The sequence below is a fragment of the Streptomyces naganishii JCM 4654 genome (assembly GCF_014650575.1).
In the GTDB taxonomy this organism is placed as follows: Bacteria; Actinomycetota; Actinomycetes; order Streptomycetales; family Streptomycetaceae; genus Streptomyces; species Streptomyces naganishii.
Map to the genome: position 1 here is coordinate 70,694 of NZ_BMVF01000026.1, position 17,176 is coordinate 87,869.

Genomic DNA, 17,176 nt, shown 5'->3' on the forward strand with positions numbered 1-17,176 from the left:
CTGCAGGGCCGCCACGGCTGCGATATTGCCACTGACCCGACGGAAGGTGGCAGAACCGTGCAGTGGACGAAACAGAACGAACAAACTGTGTACGCAAACCGCTGGTTCACCGTCAACCTCGCGGATGTCGCGCTGCCCGACGGCCGGCATCTCGACCACTTCCTGATACGGCTGCGGCCCGTCGCCGTGGCCACCGTGGTCAACGAGGCCAACGAGGTCCTGCTGCTGTGGCGGCACCGCTTCATCACCGACAGCTGGGGCTGGGAACTGGCCGCGGGCGTCGTCGAGGACGGCGAGGACATCGCCCGCGCGGCGGCCCGGGAACTGGAGGAGGAGACCGGCTGGCGGCCCGGACCGCTGCGGCACCTCATGACCGTGGAGCCGTCCAACGGCCTGACCGACGCCCGGCACCACGTCTACTGGTCGGACGAGGGCCAGTACACGGGCCACCCGGTGGACGACTTCGAGTCGGACCGCCGGGAATGGGTGTCCCTCAAGCTCGTGCCCGACATGATCGCGCGCGGCGAGGTGCCCGCGGCCAACATGGCGGCCGCACTGCTCCTCCTGCACCACCTCAGGCTCGCCTGACCGCAGCCCGGCACCGGCACACGCGCCCCCCGCGCCCGGTGCCGGGATCGCGCGATCAGGCGTACGTGTAGAAGCCCGACCCGCTCTTGCGTCCAAGGCGGCCCGCGTCGACCATGCGCTGGAGCAGCGGGGGAGCGGCGTACAGCGGCTCCTTGTACTCCTCGTACATCGAGTACGCCACCGAGGCGACCGTGTCCAGGCCGATCAGGTCGGACAGCTTCAGCGGGCCCATCGGGTGGGCGCAGCCGAGCTCCATGCCGTTGTCGATGTCCTCGCGGCTGGCGATGCCCGACTCGAACATCCGGATCGCGGACAGCAGGTACGGGATCAGCAGCGCGTTGACGACGAAGCCCGAGCGGTCCTGGGCGCGGATCGCGTGCTTGCCGAGCACCTTCTCGGTGAACAGCTGCGCGCGGCTCAGCGTGCCCTCGGAGGTGGTGAGCGCCGGGATCAGCTCGACCAGCTTCTGCACCGGGGCCGGGTTGAAGAAGTGCACGCCGACCACCTGGTCGGGACGGGCGGTCGCGACCGCCAGCTTCACCAGCGGGATCGAGGAGGTGTTGGAGGCGAGGATCGCGTCCGGGCGGGTCACCACCTGGTCGAGGACCTGGAAGATCTCGGTCTTGACCTGCTCGTTCTCGACCACGGCCTCGATCACCAGATCGCGGTCGGCGAACTCCCCGAGGTCGGTGGTGAAGCTCAGCCGCGCCTGCGTCGCCTCCCGCTCCTCCTCGCTGATCTTGCCGCGCTCGGCCGCCTTGGCCAGGGAGCTGAACAGCCGGGTACGGCCGATCTCCAGGGCCTCGCCGGTGGTCTCGGCGACCCTCACGTCCAGGCCGGCCCGGGCGCACACCTCGGCGATGCCCGCACCCATCTGGCCGCAGCCCACCACTCCGACGCGTTCGATGTCGGTCACATCGTCCCTTTCGCTGATGTACGGCGTGTGGCAGGCGGCCGTCTGGTCGTGGTGCCTGCTCCGTTCGTGCACGTTACCCCGGTCGCGCCGATGATCGATCGTCTGGGTCGGGCATGCTGGCCGCGGCGACGGTCCGTGACGGCGCGGATCCACGACGTATCGGGGGTGCCCGGATGGGACCGGTCTCACGGCGCGCGTTCACGGTCGCGACCCTGTCGGCTCTGACCACGGCCCGCGGCGCGGCGGCGGCCGGTGCGGCAGGCGTCTCCTCCGGCGCGGTGGCTGCCCCGGTCGCCGGGGCGGCGGCCCCGGCCGGCGGTGCGGCGGTCGCGTCGGGGCCCGCCGGACACCCGCGCGCCGCCGTCACCGAGATGCGCGGCATGTGGCTGGCGACCGTGGCCAACCGCGACTGGCCCTCGCGCACGGGCCTGACCGCGTCCCGGCAGCGCGGCGAACTGACCACGCTCCTCGACGCGGCCGTGCGCCGCCGGCTCAACACGGTGATGTTCCAGGTCCGCCCGACCGCCGACGCCCTGTGGCCCTCGCCGTACGAGCCCTGGTCGCAGTGGCTGACCGGCACCCAGGGCCGCGACCCCGGCTGGGACCCGCTGGCGTTCGCCGTCGAGGAGGCGCACGCCCGCGGCCTCGCCCTGCACGCCTGGTTCAATCCCTACCGCGTCGCCCTGCACGCCGCCCCGTCCCGGCTCGCCGCCGCCCACCCCGCACGCAGGCACCCCGACTGGGTCGTGCCCTACGGCGGGAAGCTGTACTACAACCCGGGCCTGCCCGAGGTCCGGGCGTTCGTGGAGCGGGCGATGCTCGACGCGGTGGAGAGGTACCCGCTGGACGGCGTCCACTTCGACGACTACTTCTACCCCTACCCGGTGTCCGGCCACGCCTTCGACGACCGCGCGGCCTACGAACGCCACGGCGGCGGCTTTTCCAGCCGGGCCGCCTGGCGGCGGGACAACGTCGACCGGCTGGTGCGCGAGACGGCCGCCGGCGTCCAGCGGCTGCGCCCCGGCACGCGGTTCGGCATCAGCCCCTTCGGGGTGTGGCGCAATGCCTCCACCGACTCGCGCGGTTCGGACACCCGGGCGGGCGTCCAGACGTACGACGACCTGTACGCGGACACCCGCAAGTGGGTGCGCGAGGGCCTGCTCGACTACGTCGTGCCGCAGCTGTACTGGGCCATCGGCGACGACTCCGTCGACTACGCGACCCTGGTCTCCTGGTGGTCCGGGGTGGCCCGGGGCAGCAGGACCAGGCTGTACGTGGGGGAGGCGCTCTACAAGGCGGGCGACGCGTCCGAGGGCGCGGCCTGGCGCGACCCGGGTGAGCTGACCCGGCACCTCACCCTCGCGAAGAAGCAGCCGGAGGTGCGCGGGCACGTCTTCTTCGCCGCCAAGGAGGTCGCGGCGGACCCGGCGGGCGCGATGGCGCGGGTGGTGGCCGACCACTATCGGCGGCCGGCCGCACCTCCGCGCCGGTCCCCGTGACGGGCGAGGACCTACGGTCCTAGTGGTGTTCCATTTCCTTGGGACGCATGTCCTGGTGCCGGACCTGGCAGTCGGGGCCCGGTGACATCACGGCCTCGCGCCCGTCCGGGAAGCGGACCCGGTAGGGCGGTGCGCCCTCCGTGCCCATCACTTCGACGACTTCGGTGACCTGGTCGTGCTGACCGACCACCCTTCCGTGCTGGACGAGCTTGTCACCCACGGATGCGTGCATCTGCAGGGCCTCCTCACGATGTGCGGGAGCAGCGGTCCTCGGCTTACGAGTCTACGGCGCGCGGCGCGCCCCGCGTCGGTGCGGGACCCGCTTCGGTACGCGGCCGCATCGGGGTGGGCCGCCTCGGTGTGCGGCCGCGTTGATGCGGGCCGCCTCGGTGCGCGGGGCGCCGGTTCAGCCACGCGCCCGCTGGGTGACGGCGATGCAGACGAGCACGGCGACGGCCGTCAGCGGGGCGGCCGCGGTGAGGTGCTCGCCGAGCAGCAGCACCGACCACACCAGTGTGAGCAGCGGCTGGGCCAGCTGCAACTGGCTGGCCTTGGGGATGCCGACGGCCGCCATGCCCCGGTACCAGACCACCAGCCCCAGGAACTGCGAGCCCACCGCCACCCACAGCAGACCGGCCACGCCGTGCACGCCGAGGTGCACGGGCTCGTACGACAGCGCGAGCGCGGCGGCGGGCACGCCGACCGGCAGGCACAGCACCAGAGCCCAGCCGATCACCTGCCAGCCGGGCATGATCCTCGCCAGCCGGCCGCCCTCGGTGTACCCGGCGGCGCACACCAGCAGGGCGCCGAAGAGGTAGGCGTCCGCCGAGGTCAGTGCGCCGCCGCTCTGCTGGACGGTGAACGCGGCGACCGCGGCCGCGCCCGCGAGCGCCGCCGCCCAGAAGGTCCGCGAGGGCCGGGCGCCGACGCGCAGCGCGGACAGCAGCGCGGTGGTGAGCGGCAGCAGGCCGACGACGACGGCGGCGTGCGCGGTGGTGGAGGTCTCCAGGGCGAGCGTGGTCAGCAGCGGGAAACCCACGACCACTCCCGCGGCGACCACCGCCAGGGCGGGCCAGTGGCGGCGGGCGGGGGGTGCGACGCGCAGGGCGAGCAGACAGCCGCCCGCGACGAGCGCCGCGAGCACGCCGCGCACGGCCACCAGCGTCCAGGGCCCGAAGCTCTCCAGACCCCAGGCGGTGGCCGGGAAGGTGAGGGAGAAGGCGACGACGCCGAGCCCGGCCTGGAGGAGACCGGCGCCGGTGCGGACGCCCCCGGCGGCGGCCCCCGGCGCCTCGGGCGAGGTGGTGGCGACCGCTATCCGGTCCGGCGCGATAGCGCTACTCTTGGCTCTCATGCAACAGCGTAGCAGCGTCGGTGAACTCGCCCAAGAGCTGCGGCAGGAGCTCGACCGCTACTCACCCGGTGGAAAGCTCCCGTCCAGCCGGGCCCTGGTCGAGCGGTACCGGGTCAGTCCGGTGACCGTCTCCCGCGCGCTCGCGCAGCTCGTGGCCGAGGGCCTGGTGGTCACCCGCCCCGGCGCGGGCGCGTACCGCGCCGAGCCGCCCGGGCCGGCGCCCGCCGCGGCGGGGGACACCTCCTGGCAGGAGATCGCCCTGAGCGCGGACGGCGCCGCCGACCTCGTACCGCGCACGGTCGACGCCTCCGGGGTCACCGTCTCGCTCGCCGCGCCGCCGCCCGGCGTCATCGAGTTCAACGGCGGTTACCTGCACCCCTCGCTCCAGCCGGAGCGGGCCATGGCCGCCGCCCTCTCCCGCGCCGGCCGCCGCCCCGGCGCCTGGGGGCGGCCCCCGCTGGAGGGCCTGCCGGAACTGCGCGAGTGGTTCGCCCGCAGCATCGGCGGCCCCGGCGGCACGGTCACCGCGGCCGAGGTGCTGATCGGCGCGGGCGGCCAGTCCGCGCTGACCACAGCCCTGCGGGCGCTCGCCCCGCCCGGCGCTCCCGTACTGGTCGAGTCGCCCACGTATCCTGGCATGCTGGCCATCGCCCACTCCTGCGGCCTGCGTCCGGTGCCCGTGCCGGTCGACGCCGACGGAGTGAAGCCGGAGCTGCTCGCCGACGCCTTCCGGGCCAGCGGCGCCCGCGTGTTCGTCTGCCAGCCCCTGTTCCAGAACCCCACCGGAGCCGTGCTCGCCCCCGCCCGCCGCGCCCAGGTCCTGCGGACCGCCCGCGAGGCCGGCGCCTTCGTCGTCGAGGACGACTTCGTACGGCGGCTGGTGCACGAGGACGCCGGGCCGCTGCCGCCCCCGCTGGCCGCCGACGACCCCGACGGCGTGGTGGTGCACGTCTGCTCGCTGACCAAGGCCACCTCGCCCAGCTTCCGGGTGAGCGCGCTGGCCGCCCGCGGCCCGGTGCTCGAACGGCTGCGCGCGATCCAGGTGGTGGACAGCTTCTTCGTGCCCCGGCCGCTTCAGGAGGCCGCCCTCGAACTCGTCGGCTCGCCCGCCTGGCCGCGCCATCTGCGGGCGGTCTCCGCCGAGTTGAGGGCTCGCCGGGAGGCCATGACCTCCGCGCTGGGCCTGAACCTGCCCCGGCTCGCGCTCCCGCACATCCCCTCCGGCGGCTACCACCTGTGGCTGCGGCTGCCCGACGGCGCCGACGAGACCGCCCTGACCGCCGCGGCCCTGCGCGCCGGCGTCGCCATCACCCCGGGCCGTCCCTACTTCAGCGCCGAACCCCCGGCCGCCCACGCCCGCCTGAGTTTCGCCGCGGTCGGCGGCACGGCCGAGATCACCGAGGGCGTACGCCGTCTGCGCGCCGCCTGCGCCGAGGCGCTGTGAGCCGGGCGGTGGGTGGCGGCGCGGCGGTGGACGCGGTGATTCCGGATGTGTTGCCCCGGCTTCCACCCACTTGACCCACCCCTTGAGCCTCGCCTTGAAGCAAGTTTTCGCACACCCTCGGTAACCCACAGGTAACACCTCTTGACCTGCCCACTTGGGCGGCTCACGATCGCCGCATGGCACTTCGGGTCACATTCGTCGCCGCCGCACGCAGCTCCCCGCTGCTCGCCGAGCGCTTCGACGACGACCGGCCACTGGACCAGGCCGGCTGGGACGAGGTGCAGCACATCGCCCCCGGCCTGCTGCCCCTGGCCGCCGCCGACCTGCGCTACTGCTCCCCGACCCCGCGCAGCCGCGCCACCGGCGACGCCCTCGGCTACGCGCCTCTCGTCCAGCTCGCCCTGCGCGACTGCGACATGGGCCGCTGGCGCGGGCTCACCCTCGGCGAGGCGATGGCCCGCGAGCCCCAGGCCGTGGACGCCTGGCTCACCGACCCGCGCGGCACCCCGCACGGCGGCGAGTCGCTGCTGACCTTCATCTCCCGGGTCGGCGGCTGGCTGGACACCCGGCCACTGGAGGACGGCTGCCGCGTCGTCGCCGTCGCCGAGCCGTCGGTGATCCGCGCCGCCCTCGTCTACGCGCTCAAGGCGCCCCCGTCGACGTACTGGAACATCGACGTGCGCCCCCTGTCCGCCGTCACCGTCACCGGACGCGGCGGCCGCTGGAACCTCTGCCTGGACGGCCTGCCGGCTCAGGCGTCGCGTGCGTAGTCCGTCGTCAGCACGAGGTCCTTCGCCGGACCGCCCACCCGCCACACCGTGCGCCAGTGGTCCGCGTCCCGGACCGTGAACTCGCCCCGGTACAGGTCCGCCGCGCAGGGGTGGCCGGCGGTGTGCCGGCCCGAGCGCAGGTCCAGGCCGTGGAACGGCTGTCCGTCCGCGAACCGCACGTCCGCCGTCCCGGGCACGGCGCCGGGCAGGAACCGCAGCGTCCGCTCGGCGGGCCGCGCCACGCCCCGCCAGACGAAGGTGCCCGACTCGCGGTGCAGCAGGCCGCCGCCGTCCAGCGCCTCGAAGGCCGTCGTGCCGGTGAAGCGGCCCTCGTCGCCGCTCGCCAGGTCCCGCACCGACCGGCGCACCCGCCAGCTTCCGGACAGATACGCCAGCACGTCCGCAACCGGCCAGACCTCGCCGCCCATCACCGTCCGCACCCCGTTCCTCGCCGCGCCACCCGGTCCCGGACCTCCATCCTGCCACCGCCCGCGACCGCGCCCGAGCGCGCGTACGGAATTCATTAACCGACGGATCATTTTCGGGACGGCTTCCGTTTCCTTTTCCGCAACGGAATTGCACGGAACCATGGGTAAACCGAATTCGCGCCATATTTTTCCGGCGGCCGGACAACCATCGGGAAAGGCCGCCCGTCTGAGTGGTTGCACCGACCAATTCCCTGGGGGAAAGCCGTAAATGGACCGCTCCACGCCGCGAGGGAACCCCGCGCGGGCCGCCGCAATGCTCGCGGCGGCGCTCACCGCCGCCGCGTTCTGCGCCGCCGACGCCGTCGCCCGCAGCTTCCCCTTCGGGCCCCGCACCCGCAGCGTGAACGACCTCGGCAACCAGTACGTCCCCTTCCACGCCCACCTGTGGGACCTGCTGCACGGCCGGGCGGACGGCGGACTCCTCGTCAACTGGCAGTCCGGCTTCGGCTCCAGCTTCCTGCCCGACCTCGGCACCTACCTCGGCAGCCCGTTCGCCCTCCTCGTCGGGCTCTTCCCGCGCGACGAGATCGACCTCGCGGTGTACGCCGTCACCCTGCTGAAGACGGTGTGCGCCGGCGCCGCCATGGCCTGGCTGCTGCCGGCCCTGCGCCCCGGGCGCTGGTGGGCGGCCGGACTGCTCGGCGCCTCCTACGCGCTGTGCGGCTGGACCGTGGCGGACGCCGCGTACAACCCCATGTGGCTCGACGGGCTGGTCGCCCTGCCGCTGCTGTGCCTGGCCGGCGAGTGGGCGCTGACCGGACGCCGCCGCTTCCTCGGCGTACTGGTCGTGACGGCCGCCTGGGTCGCCAACTTCTACACCGCCTACATGGCCACACTCGGCGCCGCCCTGGTCCTGCTGCTGCGGCTGTGGCTCTCCGGGCTGCCGCGCCGGCGGGCGCTCGCGGTGGCCGGGCGGGCCGCGGTGACGGCGGCGCTCGGGGTGGGCCTGGCCGCGCCCCTGGTCGCGGTCGTCTACTTCGGCACCAAGCACGCCTCCCCGCTCCCGGAGCGGACGTTCGTGCCGGTGCCGGGGCAGGACATGCTGGCGCGGCTGCTGCCGGCGACGTACGGCTTCGGCACGCCGGGCATCTTCGTCGGCACCACGGCCCTGCTGCTCGCCCTCGCCCTGCCCTTCCACCGGGCCGTGCCCCGGCGGGTGCGCGCCGGGTGGATCGTGCTGGTGGTCGCGGTGGCCCTGTCGATGCAGTGGGACCCGACCCACCTGGTCTGGCACGCCTTCGCCGAACCCAACGGCAGCGCGTACCGGCAGGCCTTCGTGCTCTGCGCCCTGCTGGTGATCGCCGCCTGGCACACCCTTTCCTACGGGCCGCCCAGCCGGCGCGCGCTGGGCGCGGCGGGCGGACTGCTCGCCCTGACCGCCGCCGTGGCGAGCGGCAGCGACCTGGTGCGGCCCTTCGTCTGGCCGATCCTGCTGTGCGCGGCCGCGGGCGCGCTGGGCGGACTCCTCCTGCTCGGCCGGGTCGCCCGCCCCGCCGGAACCGACGGCAGCGCGGGAATCGACAGCGCCGCCGGAACCGACGGCACCGACGGCACCGGCAGCGCGGGGACCAGTACCGTCGGAACCGGCAGCGCCACCCTCCGCCGCACCCGGCTGGCCGCCCTGGCCGTCGTGCTGCTCGTCGGCGCCCAGACCGTCGAGGCCGTCGCGACCTCGGCCGTCGCCACGCGGCTGCGGCTGGCGCACATGGACGACTACGCGCCCTGGGGCCCCCGGCAGCAGCGGCAGTCCGAGGCGATCGCACAGGCCGACGGCTGGCCGCGCTACCGCACCGACCCCGGCCGGGAGCAGACCGTGGGCAACGACCCGATGATGGTCGGCGGCCAGGGAGCCCAGTACTACAGCAGCCTCACCTCGGACGTCCTCAGCCGTACGCTCACCGCCCTCGGCGGCGGCTGGACCTCGCGCGGCCGCAACCTCCAGAGCCTGGACAACGCCGTCACCGACGCGGTCTTCTCGGTCGGGGCCCGCGTCCACTCGCCGCCCGACCCGCACCAGAACTGGTTCCCGCAGGACGGCAGCGGGGTGACGGTGACGCGGGAGGACGTGCCGCCCCTGGTCACCGTGCGGCCCGCCGGGGCGGCGCGCGACGGGCGCGCCGGAGTCCGCGCCTTCGGCCCGTCCCCCTACCGCAACCAGGAACTGCTGCTCGGCGCGCGCGTCTACACCGTGCCCCGCCTCACCGTGCGCACCGCCGCCGGACGCCGGCCGGAGCGCAGCCCCGACGACCGTCCCGGCCTGCTCATCGGCGCGTCGGCCCCGGGCTCGGCGCACCGGCCGGAGATCGGCGCCCGCTGCCCGGCCGGCAGCGAGGTCTACCTGTGGGCCCCGCACTTCTCCGGCACCGCCCGCCTCTCCGGCGCCCCGGCGCGAAACGGCGCCCCGGCCCCGACCGGGCGGTTCCGGGCCGACCACCCGGTCACCAAGATCGCCCCCATGCAGCCGCTCGGCACGGTCCCGGCCTCCGGCCGGGTGCGCATCGAGCTGTCCCCGGACCGGGCGGGCACCGTCCCGGACGGCGCGGTCGGCTGCCTGGACACCGCCCGGCTGCACACCGCCGTGCAGCGGCTCGAGGTCACCGGCGCCACCGAGGTGACCGTCTCCGGCGGGACCGTCCGGGCCCGCGTCCCCGCCGGCAGCACGGGCGCCGCCGTGATCGCGGCGCCCCGGATCGCAGGCTGGCGCTGCGCGGCCGGCGACGCCCCCGAGAAGCCCGCGAGCCAGTACTACGGCCTGATCGCCGTGCCCCTCGACGGCACCGCCACCAGCCTGACCTGCACCTTCCACCCGCCCGGCCTGCGGCTGGGCAGCGCGGTCGGGGCCGCCTCCCTGCTGGCCCTCGCCGTGCTCGCCGTGCTCAGCGCCGTACGCCGGCGACGGACCGCCGGCCCCGGCCCGCAGCCACCCGCCGGTCCTGGCCCGCAGCCACCCGCCGACCCCGCCCCACGACCGACCGACCGCCCCCAAGAGACCGCCGCTGGCGGCACCGCCCGCACCTCTTAGACCGTGCCCCGGGGAGAACCATGCTCATCTCGATCGTCGCCCCCTGCTACAACGAGGAAGACGTCCTCGCCCGCTTCCACGAGCAGGTGCAGAAGGCCGCCGACGAACTCCTGCCGCTCGGCCACGACATGGAGTTCGTGTACGTCGACGACGGCAGCCGCGATCGCACGCTCGACGTCATGCGGCACCTGGCCGACCGCGACCCGCGCGTGCGGTACGTCTCCTTCAGCCGCAACTTCGGCAAGGAGGCCGCGCTGCTCGCCGGTCTGCGCCACGCCACCGGGGACTCGGTCGTCGTGATGGACGCCGACCTCCAGCACCCGCCCGAACTGATCCGCCGCATGGTCGAGTTGCGCCTCCAGGGCCACGACCAGGTCATCGCCCGGCGCAGCCGCACCGGCGACCCCGTCACCCGCACCCTCACGGCCCGCCTGTACTACCGGCTGGTCAACCGCCTCGTCGACGTCGAACTGATGGACGGCGTGGGCGACTTCAGGCTGCTGTCCCGGCGGGTGGTGGACGCGGTGCTGAGCCTTACCGAGTACAACCGCTTCTCCAAGGGCCTGTTCGCCTGGGTCGGCTTCCCCGCCACCACCTTCGAGTACGAGAACGCCGAGCGCGCCGACGGCCGCAGTTCGTGGACCCTGAAGGCCCTGCTCAACTACGGGATCGACGGGCTGCTGTCGTTCAACAACCGGCCGCTGCGCGCCGCCCTCCACCTCGGCATGGCGCTGCTGACGTGCGCCGGCCTCTACACCGCGTGGATCGTGGGCGCCGCGCTCGTCAACGGCGTCCAGACGCCCGGCTATGTCACCATCATCACGGCGGTCACGGCCCTCGCGGGGGTGCAGATGGTGATGCTCGGCGTCATCGGCGAGTACACCGGCCGCATCTACTACGAGGTGAAGGGCCGCCCGCACTTCCTGGTGAAGGCGACCAACGTGGAACGGACGAAGGACCTCATTCCCTGATGCGCACCCTGATGACGCGGCCGATGGCGAGGCAGATCCTCACCTTCGCCGTGGTCGGCGGCGTCAACACGGCCGTTTACTACGGTCTTTACCTGCTGTTCCTGACGCGTTTGCCGTATCTTGCCGCGCACGTTCTCGCATTCACGCTCAGCATGGTCGGATCGTTCTTCCTGAACGCCCGATTCACCTACCGCACGCGTCCGACCTGGCGGAAATTCCTTTTGTTCCCGCTGACCAACGCCACCAATTTCCTCGTCACCACGACGGGTGTGTACGTGATCGTGGACGTCCTGCACGCCGGAAGCCGTCTCGCGCCCCTGCTGGCCTCGGCGGCCGCCATCCCGGTGACGTTCGTCGTCTCCCGCATGATCATGCTGCCCAAGGTGGACACCGCATAGGATTGCATAAACGTGCAGCGATACGTATAGTCATGCCATCGAGGAGGAGGGTTCATGGCTGTACGTGTGGCGGTCGCCGGAGCGAGTGGGTACGCGGGCGGGGAAGCGCTGCGTCTGCTCCTTTCGCACCCCGAGGCCGAGATCGGCGTCCTGACCGGGAACTCCAACGCCGGCCTGCGCCTCGGCGCGCTCCAGCCGCATCTGGCGCCGCTGGCCGGGCGCGTGCTCGCCGAGACCACGCCCGAGGCGCTCGCCGGACACGACGTCGTCTTCCTCGCCCTGCCGCACGGCCAGTCCGCCGCCGTGGCTCAGCGGCTCGGGCCCGACGTCCTCGTCATCGACATGGGCGCCGACTTCCGTCTGAAGGACCCGGCCGACTGGGAGCGCTTCTACGGCTCCCCGCACGCCGGCACCTGGCCCTACGGCCTCCCCGAACTTCCGGGTGCCCGCGCCGCGCTGGAGGGGTCCAAGCGCATCGCGGTACCCGGTTGCTACCCCACCGCCGCCTCCCTCGCGCTCGCCCCGGCCTACGCCGCATCCCTCACCGAGAACGAGGCGGTGATCGTCGCCGCCTCCGGCACCTCCGGCGCGGGCAAGGCGCCCAAGGCGCACCTGCTCGGCTCGGAGGTCATGGGCTCCATGTCCCCCTACGGCGTCGGCGGCGGCCACCGGCACACCCCCGAGATGGTCCAGAACCTGAGCGCGGCCGCGGGGGAGCCGGTCACCGTCTCCTTCACGCCCACCCTCGCCCCGATGCCCCGCGGCATCCTCGCCACGTGCACCGCGAAGGCGCGGCCCGGGGTCACCGCCGAGGCGGTGCGCGCCGCCTACGAGAAGGCCTACGCGGACGAGCCGTTCGTCCACCTGCTGCCCGAGGGGCAGTGGCCCGCCACCGGCTGGGTGTACGGCTCCAACGCCGTCCAGATCCAGGTGGCGTACGACCCCGCCGCGCACCGCGTCGTCGCGGTCAGCGCCATCGACAACCTGACCAAGGGCACCGCGGGCGGTGCCGTGCAGAGCATGAACATCGCCCTCGGTCTCGACGAGACCACCGGGCTCACCACGATCGGAGTCGCACCGTGAGCGTCACGGCAGCCAAGGGATTCCAGGCGGCGGGCATCGCCGCCGGGATCAAGGAGAACGGCAACCCGGACCTGGCCCTCGTGGTCAACACCGGGCCCCGCCGCGCCGCCGCCGGCGTCTTCACCTCCAACCGCGTCAAGGCCGCCCCCGTGCAGTGGTCCGAGCAGGTCCTCAAGACCGGCCGGCTCTCCGCGGTGGTCCTCAACTCCGGCGGCGCCAACGCCTGCACCGGCCCCAAGGGCTTCCAGGACACCCACGCCACCGCCGAGAAGGCCGCCGAGGTGCTCGGCGTCGGCCCCATCGAGGTCGCCGTCTGCTCCACCGGCCTGATCGGCGTCCTGCTGCCGATGGACAAGCTGCTGCCGGGGGTGGAGACGGCCGCCGCGCAGCTGTCCGAGCACGGCGGCGAGAAGGCCGCCATCGCCATCAAGACCACCGACACCGTCCACAAGACCTCCGTGGTCACCAAGGACGGCTGGACGGTGGGCGGCATGGCCAAGGGCGCCGGCATGCTCGCCCCCGGCCTGGCCACCATGCTCGTCGTCCTCACCACCGACGCCGACGTCGAGGCCGCCGTGCTCGACAAGGCGCTGCGCGAGGCCACCCGGGTCACCTTCGACCGCGTCGACTCCGACGGCTGCATGTCCACCAACGACACCGTGCTGCTGCTCGCCTCCGGCGCCTGCGGAGTCACCCCGGAGTACGAGGAGTTCGCGGCAGCGGTGCGCGCCGTGTGCGACGACCTCGGGCAGCAGCTCATCCGCGACGCCGAGGGCGCCGCCAAGGACATCAAGGTCGAGGTGGTGGGCGCCGCGACCGAGGAGGACGCCGTGGAGGTGGGCCGTTCCATCGCCCGCAACAACCTCCTCAAGTGCGCCATCCACGGTGAGGACCCCAACTGGGGCCGCGTGCTCTCCGCGATCGGCACCACGAAGGCCGCCTTCGAGCCCGACCGGCTGAACGTCGCCATCAACGGCGTGTGGGTGTGCAAGAACGGCGGCGTCGGCGAGGACCGCGAACTGGTCGACATGCGCTACCGCGAGGTCCACATCGTCGCCGACCTCTCCGCCGGCGAGGAGACCGCCACCATCTGGACCAACGACCTCACCGCCGACTACGTCCACGAGAACAGCGCCTACTCCTCATGAGCAGCGGAACCACGCGCAAGCACACCGCACTGCCCAAGGCGCGCATCCTCATCGAGGCGCTGCCCTGGCTGACCCGGCACCACGGGAAGACGGTCGTCATCAAGTTCGGCGGCAACGCCATGGTCGACGGCGAACTCAAGGCCGCCTTCGCCCAGGACGTCGTCTTCCTGCGCCACGCGGGCCTCAGGCCGGTCGTCGTGCACGGCGGCGGACCGCAGATCAGCGCCGCCCTCGACCGGGCCGGCATCGTCAGCGAGTTCAAGGCCGGCCTGCGCGTCACCACCGAGGACGCCATGGACGTCGTACGGATGGTGCTGGCCGGGCAGGTGCAGCGGGAGCTGGTCGGGCTGCTCAACCAGCACGGCCCGCTCGCCGTCGGCCTCACCGGCGAGGACGCGCACACCATCACCGCCACCCGGCACACCCCCGAGATCGACGGCGAGCTCGTCGACATCGGGCGGGTCGGCGAGATCACCCAGATCGACACCGGCGCGATCGAGGCGCTGCTCGCGGACGGCCGCATCCCGGTCGTCTCCTCGATCGCCCGCTCCCAGGACGACGGACATGTCTACAACGTCAATGCTGATACGGCGGCTGCGGCACTCGCTGCGGCACTGGGCGCCGAGACCCTCATGGTCCTCACCGACGTCGAGGGCCTCTACGAGGACTGGCCGGACTCCGACGAGGTGATCAGCCGGCTCACCGCTTCCCAGCTGGAGAAACTGCTGCCCGAACTGAGCTCGGGCATGGTGCCGAAGATGGAGGGCTGCCTGCACGCCGTACGCAACGGCGTGAGCACCGCGCGCGTCATCGACGGCCGCGTGCAGCACTCCATCCTGCTGGAGATCTTCACCGACGAGGGCATCGGCACGATGGTCGTGCCGGACGAGGAGGGGGACGCCGTATGACCGCCAACCAGGAGCTGACCCAGCGGTGGCAGGGCGCGCTCATGAACAACTACGGCACCCCGAGGCTGCCCCTGGTGCGCGGCGAGGGCTCCCGGCTGTGGGACGCCGACGGCAAGGAGTACCTCGACTTCGTCGGCGGCATCGCGGTCAACGCGCTCGGCCACGCCCACCCGGCGGTCGTCGAGGCCGTGACCCGGCAGATCGCCTCCCTCGGGCACGTCTCCAACCTCTTCGTCGCCGAGCCGCCCGTCGCGCTCGCCGAACGGCTCCTGCAGCTCTTCGGCCGCGACGGCAAGGTGTTCTTCTGCAACTCCGGCGCCGAGGCCAACGAGGGCGCCTTCAAGATCGGCCGGCTCACCGGGCGGACCCGCATGGTCGCCACCGAGGGCGGCTTCCACGGCCGCACCATGGGCGCCCTCGCCCTCACCGGCCAGCCCGGCAAGCAGGAGCCCTTCCTGCCGCTGCCCGGCGAGGTCACCCACGTGCCCTACGGCGACGCCCAGGCCCTGGCCGCCGCGGTCACCGACGAGACCGCCCTGGTGATCATCGAGCCGATCCAGGGGGAGAACGGGGTCGTGGTGCCGCCCGCCGGCTACCTCAAGGCGGCCCGCGCGATCACCGCGGCCACCGGCTCGCTGCTGGTCCTCGACGAGGTGCAGACCGGCGTCGGCCGCACCGGGCACTGGTTCGAGTACCAGGCCCACGAGGGCGTCCTGCCGGACGTCGTCACGCTCGCCAAGGGACTCGGCGGCGGGCTGCCGCTCGGCGCCACCGTCGCCTTCGGGCGCGCCGCCGGCCTGCTGAGGCCCGGCCAGCACGGCACGACCTTCGGCGGCAACCCGGTGGCCTGCGCCGCCGGACTCGCCGTCCTCGACACCATCGCGGAAGAGGGACTGCTGGACAACGTCAAGCGGCAGAGCGAGCGGCTGCGCGACGGAATCGAGTCCTCCGGCCACGCTCTGGTCGCCCACGTCCGGGGCGCCGGACTGCTGCTGGGTATCGTGCTCACCGAGCCGCTCGCCGCCCAGGTGCAGCAGGCGGCTCAGGAGGCCGGCTTCCTGGTGAACGCGCCCGCCCCCGACGTCGTACGGCTGATGCCGGCGCTGAACCTCGGCGACGACGCGGTGGACGCGTTCCTCCGGGCGCTGCCCGGCATCCTGGACGTGGCCCACGGGGACCGAGAGGGACGAGCCGGAGAATGAGACGACGATGAGCCAGGCGCAGGACCACGGGCACACCGAAGCCGGGCCCGCCGTACCGCAGACCCGCACCGCACGCCACCGCCGGATCGTGGACATCCTCAACCGGCAACCGGTGCGCTCCCAGAGCCAGTTGGCCAAGCTCCTCGCCGACGACGGGCTGAGCGTCACCCAGGCGACGCTGTCCCGGGACCTCGACGAGCTGAACGCGGTCAAGATCCGCGACACCGACGGCGACCTCATCTACGCGGTGCCCAGCGAGGGCGGCTTCCGCACCCCGCGCGCCCCGCTGGGGGAGTCCGTCAAGGAGGAGCGGATGCGGCGGCTGTCGCAGGAGCTGCTCATCTCCGCCGAGGCCTCGGCCAACCTCGTGGTCCTGCGCACCCCGCCGGGCGCGGCCCAGTTCCTCGCCTCGGCGATCGACCAGGCCGAACTGCACGACATCCTCGGCACCATCGCCGGCGACGACACCCTGCTGCTGATCAGCCGCGATCCGAGCGGGGGACAGGCCCTGGCGGACCACCTCCTGCGCCTGGCCCAGAACGGCCACTGACAGACGGGCAGACGAAGAAGGGGGCACACCGGTGAACGGCGTGCCCCCTCTCCCGTACGTGTACGGGCTCAGCCCAGCCGGGCGGCCAGTCCGGCCGTGCAGCGCACCTCGTCGCCCGCCGTGATCAGCAGGGCCTCCACGTCCGGCAGCGACTCCAGCCACGCGAGGCCCTGCCGGGAGCCCATCGCGAACGCGGCCGTGGCCCAGCAGTCCGCCCAGGTCAGCCGGGGCGCGACCACCGTCACCGCGACCAGGTCGGTCACCGCGGAGCGGCCCGTGCCCGGGTCCACGATGTGCGCGCCGCGCTCGGCCGTGCCCGAGGTGGCCACCGCCAGCTCCGCCGCCCCGGCCGAGGAGACCACCGCCGCCAGCCCGCCCGGACGCAGCGGATCCGACACGCCGACCCGCCAGGGCCGCTGCGGCTCCGGCGCACCGAGCAGCTGGACGTCCCCGCCGCCGTTGACGCTGACCCCGCTCACCCCGGCCGCCCCGATCCGCCGGGCCGCGCGCTCGGCCGCCCAGCCCTTGACGATCCCGGTCGGATCGAGTTCGCCGCGGTAGCGCAGGCTGAACCAGCCGTCGCTGGCCCCCTCCGCCTCGGCGCCCAGCGCCAGCACCTCGGCGACCTCCGGATCGCACTCCTCGACGGTCAGCTCGCCGCGCGCCAGCCGGGAGACCTGGCTGTCCTCGCGGTAGGTGCTGAACACCGCGTCCGCGCGGTGCAGTTCGGCGACCGCCTCGCGCAGCGCCGCCCGGACCGCCCGGGGTTCCCCGCCGCGGACGTCGAAGGAGAAGACCGTCCCCATGACCTCCTCCGCGTGACGCACCGCGGCGG

At 73.5% G+C, this 17,176-nt stretch carries 17 protein-coding genes; 12 read left to right on the top strand and 5 right to left on the bottom strand.

All coding sequences use genetic code 11. The annotated features are described in order from the left end of the window. Nucleotides 1–57: 57 nt before the first annotated feature. On the top strand, nucleotides 58–588 hold the full coding sequence (locus IE217_RS31590; protein ID WP_190181380.1) for an NUDIX hydrolase: 531 nt from the start codon (nucleotides 58–60) through the stop codon (nucleotides 586–588). A 55-nt stretch (nucleotides 589–643) separates the two neighbouring features. Here IE217_RS31590 and IE217_RS31595 read toward each other — a convergent pair whose 3' ends face one another. Continuing rightward, nucleotides 644–1,504 carry a 3-hydroxybutyryl-CoA dehydrogenase gene (locus IE217_RS31595; protein WP_190181381.1) on the bottom strand — a complete coding sequence of 287 codons (861 nt, stop codon included), beginning with the start codon at nucleotides 1,502–1,504 and terminating at the stop codon, nucleotides 644–646. Nucleotides 1,505–1,677: 173 nt separating this feature from the next. Between IE217_RS31595 and IE217_RS31600 the strand changes: the two genes are divergently transcribed. Beyond that, nucleotides 1,678–3,003, top strand: coding sequence for a glycoside hydrolase family 10-like protein (locus tag IE217_RS31600; protein ID WP_190181382.1), 1,326 nt, complete (start codon nucleotides 1,678–1,680; stop codon nucleotides 3,001–3,003). 19 nt (nucleotides 3,004–3,022) lie between these two features. Here the strand turns inward: IE217_RS31600 and IE217_RS31605 are convergent, their stop codons facing one another. Together IE217_RS31605 and IE217_RS31610 are read right to left on the bottom strand one after the other, a co-directional pair. Next, on the bottom strand, nucleotides 3,023–3,235 hold the full coding sequence (locus tag IE217_RS31605) for a DUF1918 domain-containing protein (RefSeq protein ID WP_190181383.1): 213 nt from the start codon (nucleotides 3,233–3,235) through the stop codon (nucleotides 3,023–3,025). Nucleotides 3,236–3,409: 174 nt separating this feature from the next. Then, nucleotides 3,410–4,357 (bottom strand): DMT family transporter, encoded by a 948-nt coding sequence (locus IE217_RS31610; RefSeq protein WP_190181384.1) that lies wholly within the window; start codon nucleotides 4,355–4,357, stop codon nucleotides 3,410–3,412. On the opposite strand from IE217_RS31610, the gene IE217_RS31615 reads away from it, so the two are divergent. Together IE217_RS31615 and IE217_RS31620 are read left to right on the top strand one after the other, a co-directional pair. Continuing rightward, nucleotides 4,356–5,801, top strand: a complete 1,446-nt coding sequence (locus IE217_RS31615; protein WP_190181385.1) for an aminotransferase-like domain-containing protein — start codon at nucleotides 4,356–4,358, stop codon at nucleotides 5,799–5,801. The genes IE217_RS31610 and IE217_RS31615 overlap by 2 nt on opposite strands. A 176-nt stretch (nucleotides 5,802–5,977) precedes the next feature. Next, nucleotides 5,978–6,571, top strand: a complete 594-nt coding sequence (locus IE217_RS31620) for a histidine phosphatase family protein (protein WP_190181386.1) — start codon at nucleotides 5,978–5,980, stop codon at nucleotides 6,569–6,571. Here IE217_RS31620 and IE217_RS31625 read toward each other — a convergent pair. Then, the gene (locus tag IE217_RS31625; protein WP_190181416.1) at nucleotides 6,553–6,999 is read right to left on the bottom strand and encodes a DUF6314 family protein; all 447 of its coding nucleotides are present in this window, start codon (nucleotides 6,997–6,999) and stop codon (nucleotides 6,553–6,555) included. The genes IE217_RS31620 and IE217_RS31625 overlap by 19 nt on opposite strands. Before the next feature lie 268 nt (nucleotides 7,000–7,267). On the opposite strand from IE217_RS31625, the gene IE217_RS31630 reads away from it, so the two are divergent. Genes IE217_RS31630 through IE217_RS31665 form a run of 8 tightly spaced genes read left to right on the top strand, consistent with a single transcriptional unit; the run spans nucleotide 7,268 to nucleotide 16,341 of the window. Continuing rightward, a complete protein-coding gene (locus tag IE217_RS31630) occupies nucleotides 7,268–10,081 on the top strand; it encodes a YfhO family protein (RefSeq protein ID WP_190181387.1) in 2,814 nt (937 codons plus the stop codon). Between the two features lie 20 nt (nucleotides 10,082–10,101). Then, the gene (locus IE217_RS31635; protein WP_190181388.1) at nucleotides 10,102–11,052 is read left to right on the top strand and encodes a glycosyltransferase family 2 protein; all 951 of its coding nucleotides are present in this window, start codon (nucleotides 10,102–10,104) and stop codon (nucleotides 11,050–11,052) included. Further along, entirely contained in the window at nucleotides 11,052–11,450 is a 399-nt protein-coding gene (locus IE217_RS31640) for a GtrA family protein (protein ID WP_190181389.1), read from the top strand. The genes IE217_RS31635 and IE217_RS31640 overlap by 1 nt, the downstream gene beginning before the upstream one ends. Nucleotides 11,451–11,504: 54 nt before the next feature. Beyond that, nucleotides 11,505–12,533, top strand: coding sequence for an N-acetyl-gamma-glutamyl-phosphate reductase (gene argC, locus IE217_RS31645; protein WP_190181390.1), 1,029 nt, complete (start codon nucleotides 11,505–11,507; stop codon nucleotides 12,531–12,533). Then, nucleotides 12,530–13,681: a bifunctional glutamate N-acetyltransferase/amino-acid acetyltransferase ArgJ gene (gene argJ, locus IE217_RS31650; protein WP_190181391.1), complete on the top strand. Its 1,152-nt coding sequence runs from the start codon at nucleotides 12,530–12,532 to the stop codon at nucleotides 13,679–13,681. The genes argC and argJ overlap by 4 nt, the downstream gene beginning before the upstream one ends. Further along, complete coding sequence (gene argB / locus IE217_RS31655; RefSeq protein WP_190181392.1) at nucleotides 13,678–14,589, top strand: acetylglutamate kinase; 912 nt, start codon at nucleotides 13,678–13,680, stop codon at nucleotides 14,587–14,589. The genes argJ and argB overlap by 4 nt, the downstream gene beginning before the upstream one ends. Continuing rightward, complete coding sequence (locus tag IE217_RS31660) at nucleotides 14,586–15,791, top strand: acetylornithine transaminase (RefSeq protein ID WP_190181393.1); 1,206 nt, start codon at nucleotides 14,586–14,588, stop codon at nucleotides 15,789–15,791. Before argB ends, IE217_RS31660 begins: the two co-directional genes overlap by 4 nt. A gap of 7 nt (nucleotides 15,792–15,798) precedes the next feature. Then, complete coding sequence (locus IE217_RS31665; RefSeq protein ID WP_190181394.1) at nucleotides 15,799–16,341, top strand: arginine repressor; 543 nt, start codon at nucleotides 15,799–15,801, stop codon at nucleotides 16,339–16,341. A 68-nt stretch (nucleotides 16,342–16,409) separates the two neighbouring features. Here the strand turns inward: IE217_RS31665 and IE217_RS31670 are convergent, their stop codons facing one another. Beyond that, nucleotides 16,410–17,147 carry an FAD:protein FMN transferase gene (locus IE217_RS31670; protein ID WP_373298173.1) on the bottom strand — a complete coding sequence of 246 codons (738 nt, stop codon included), beginning with the start codon at nucleotides 17,145–17,147 and terminating at the stop codon, nucleotides 16,410–16,412. Nucleotides 17,148–17,176 lie beyond the last annotated feature (29 nt).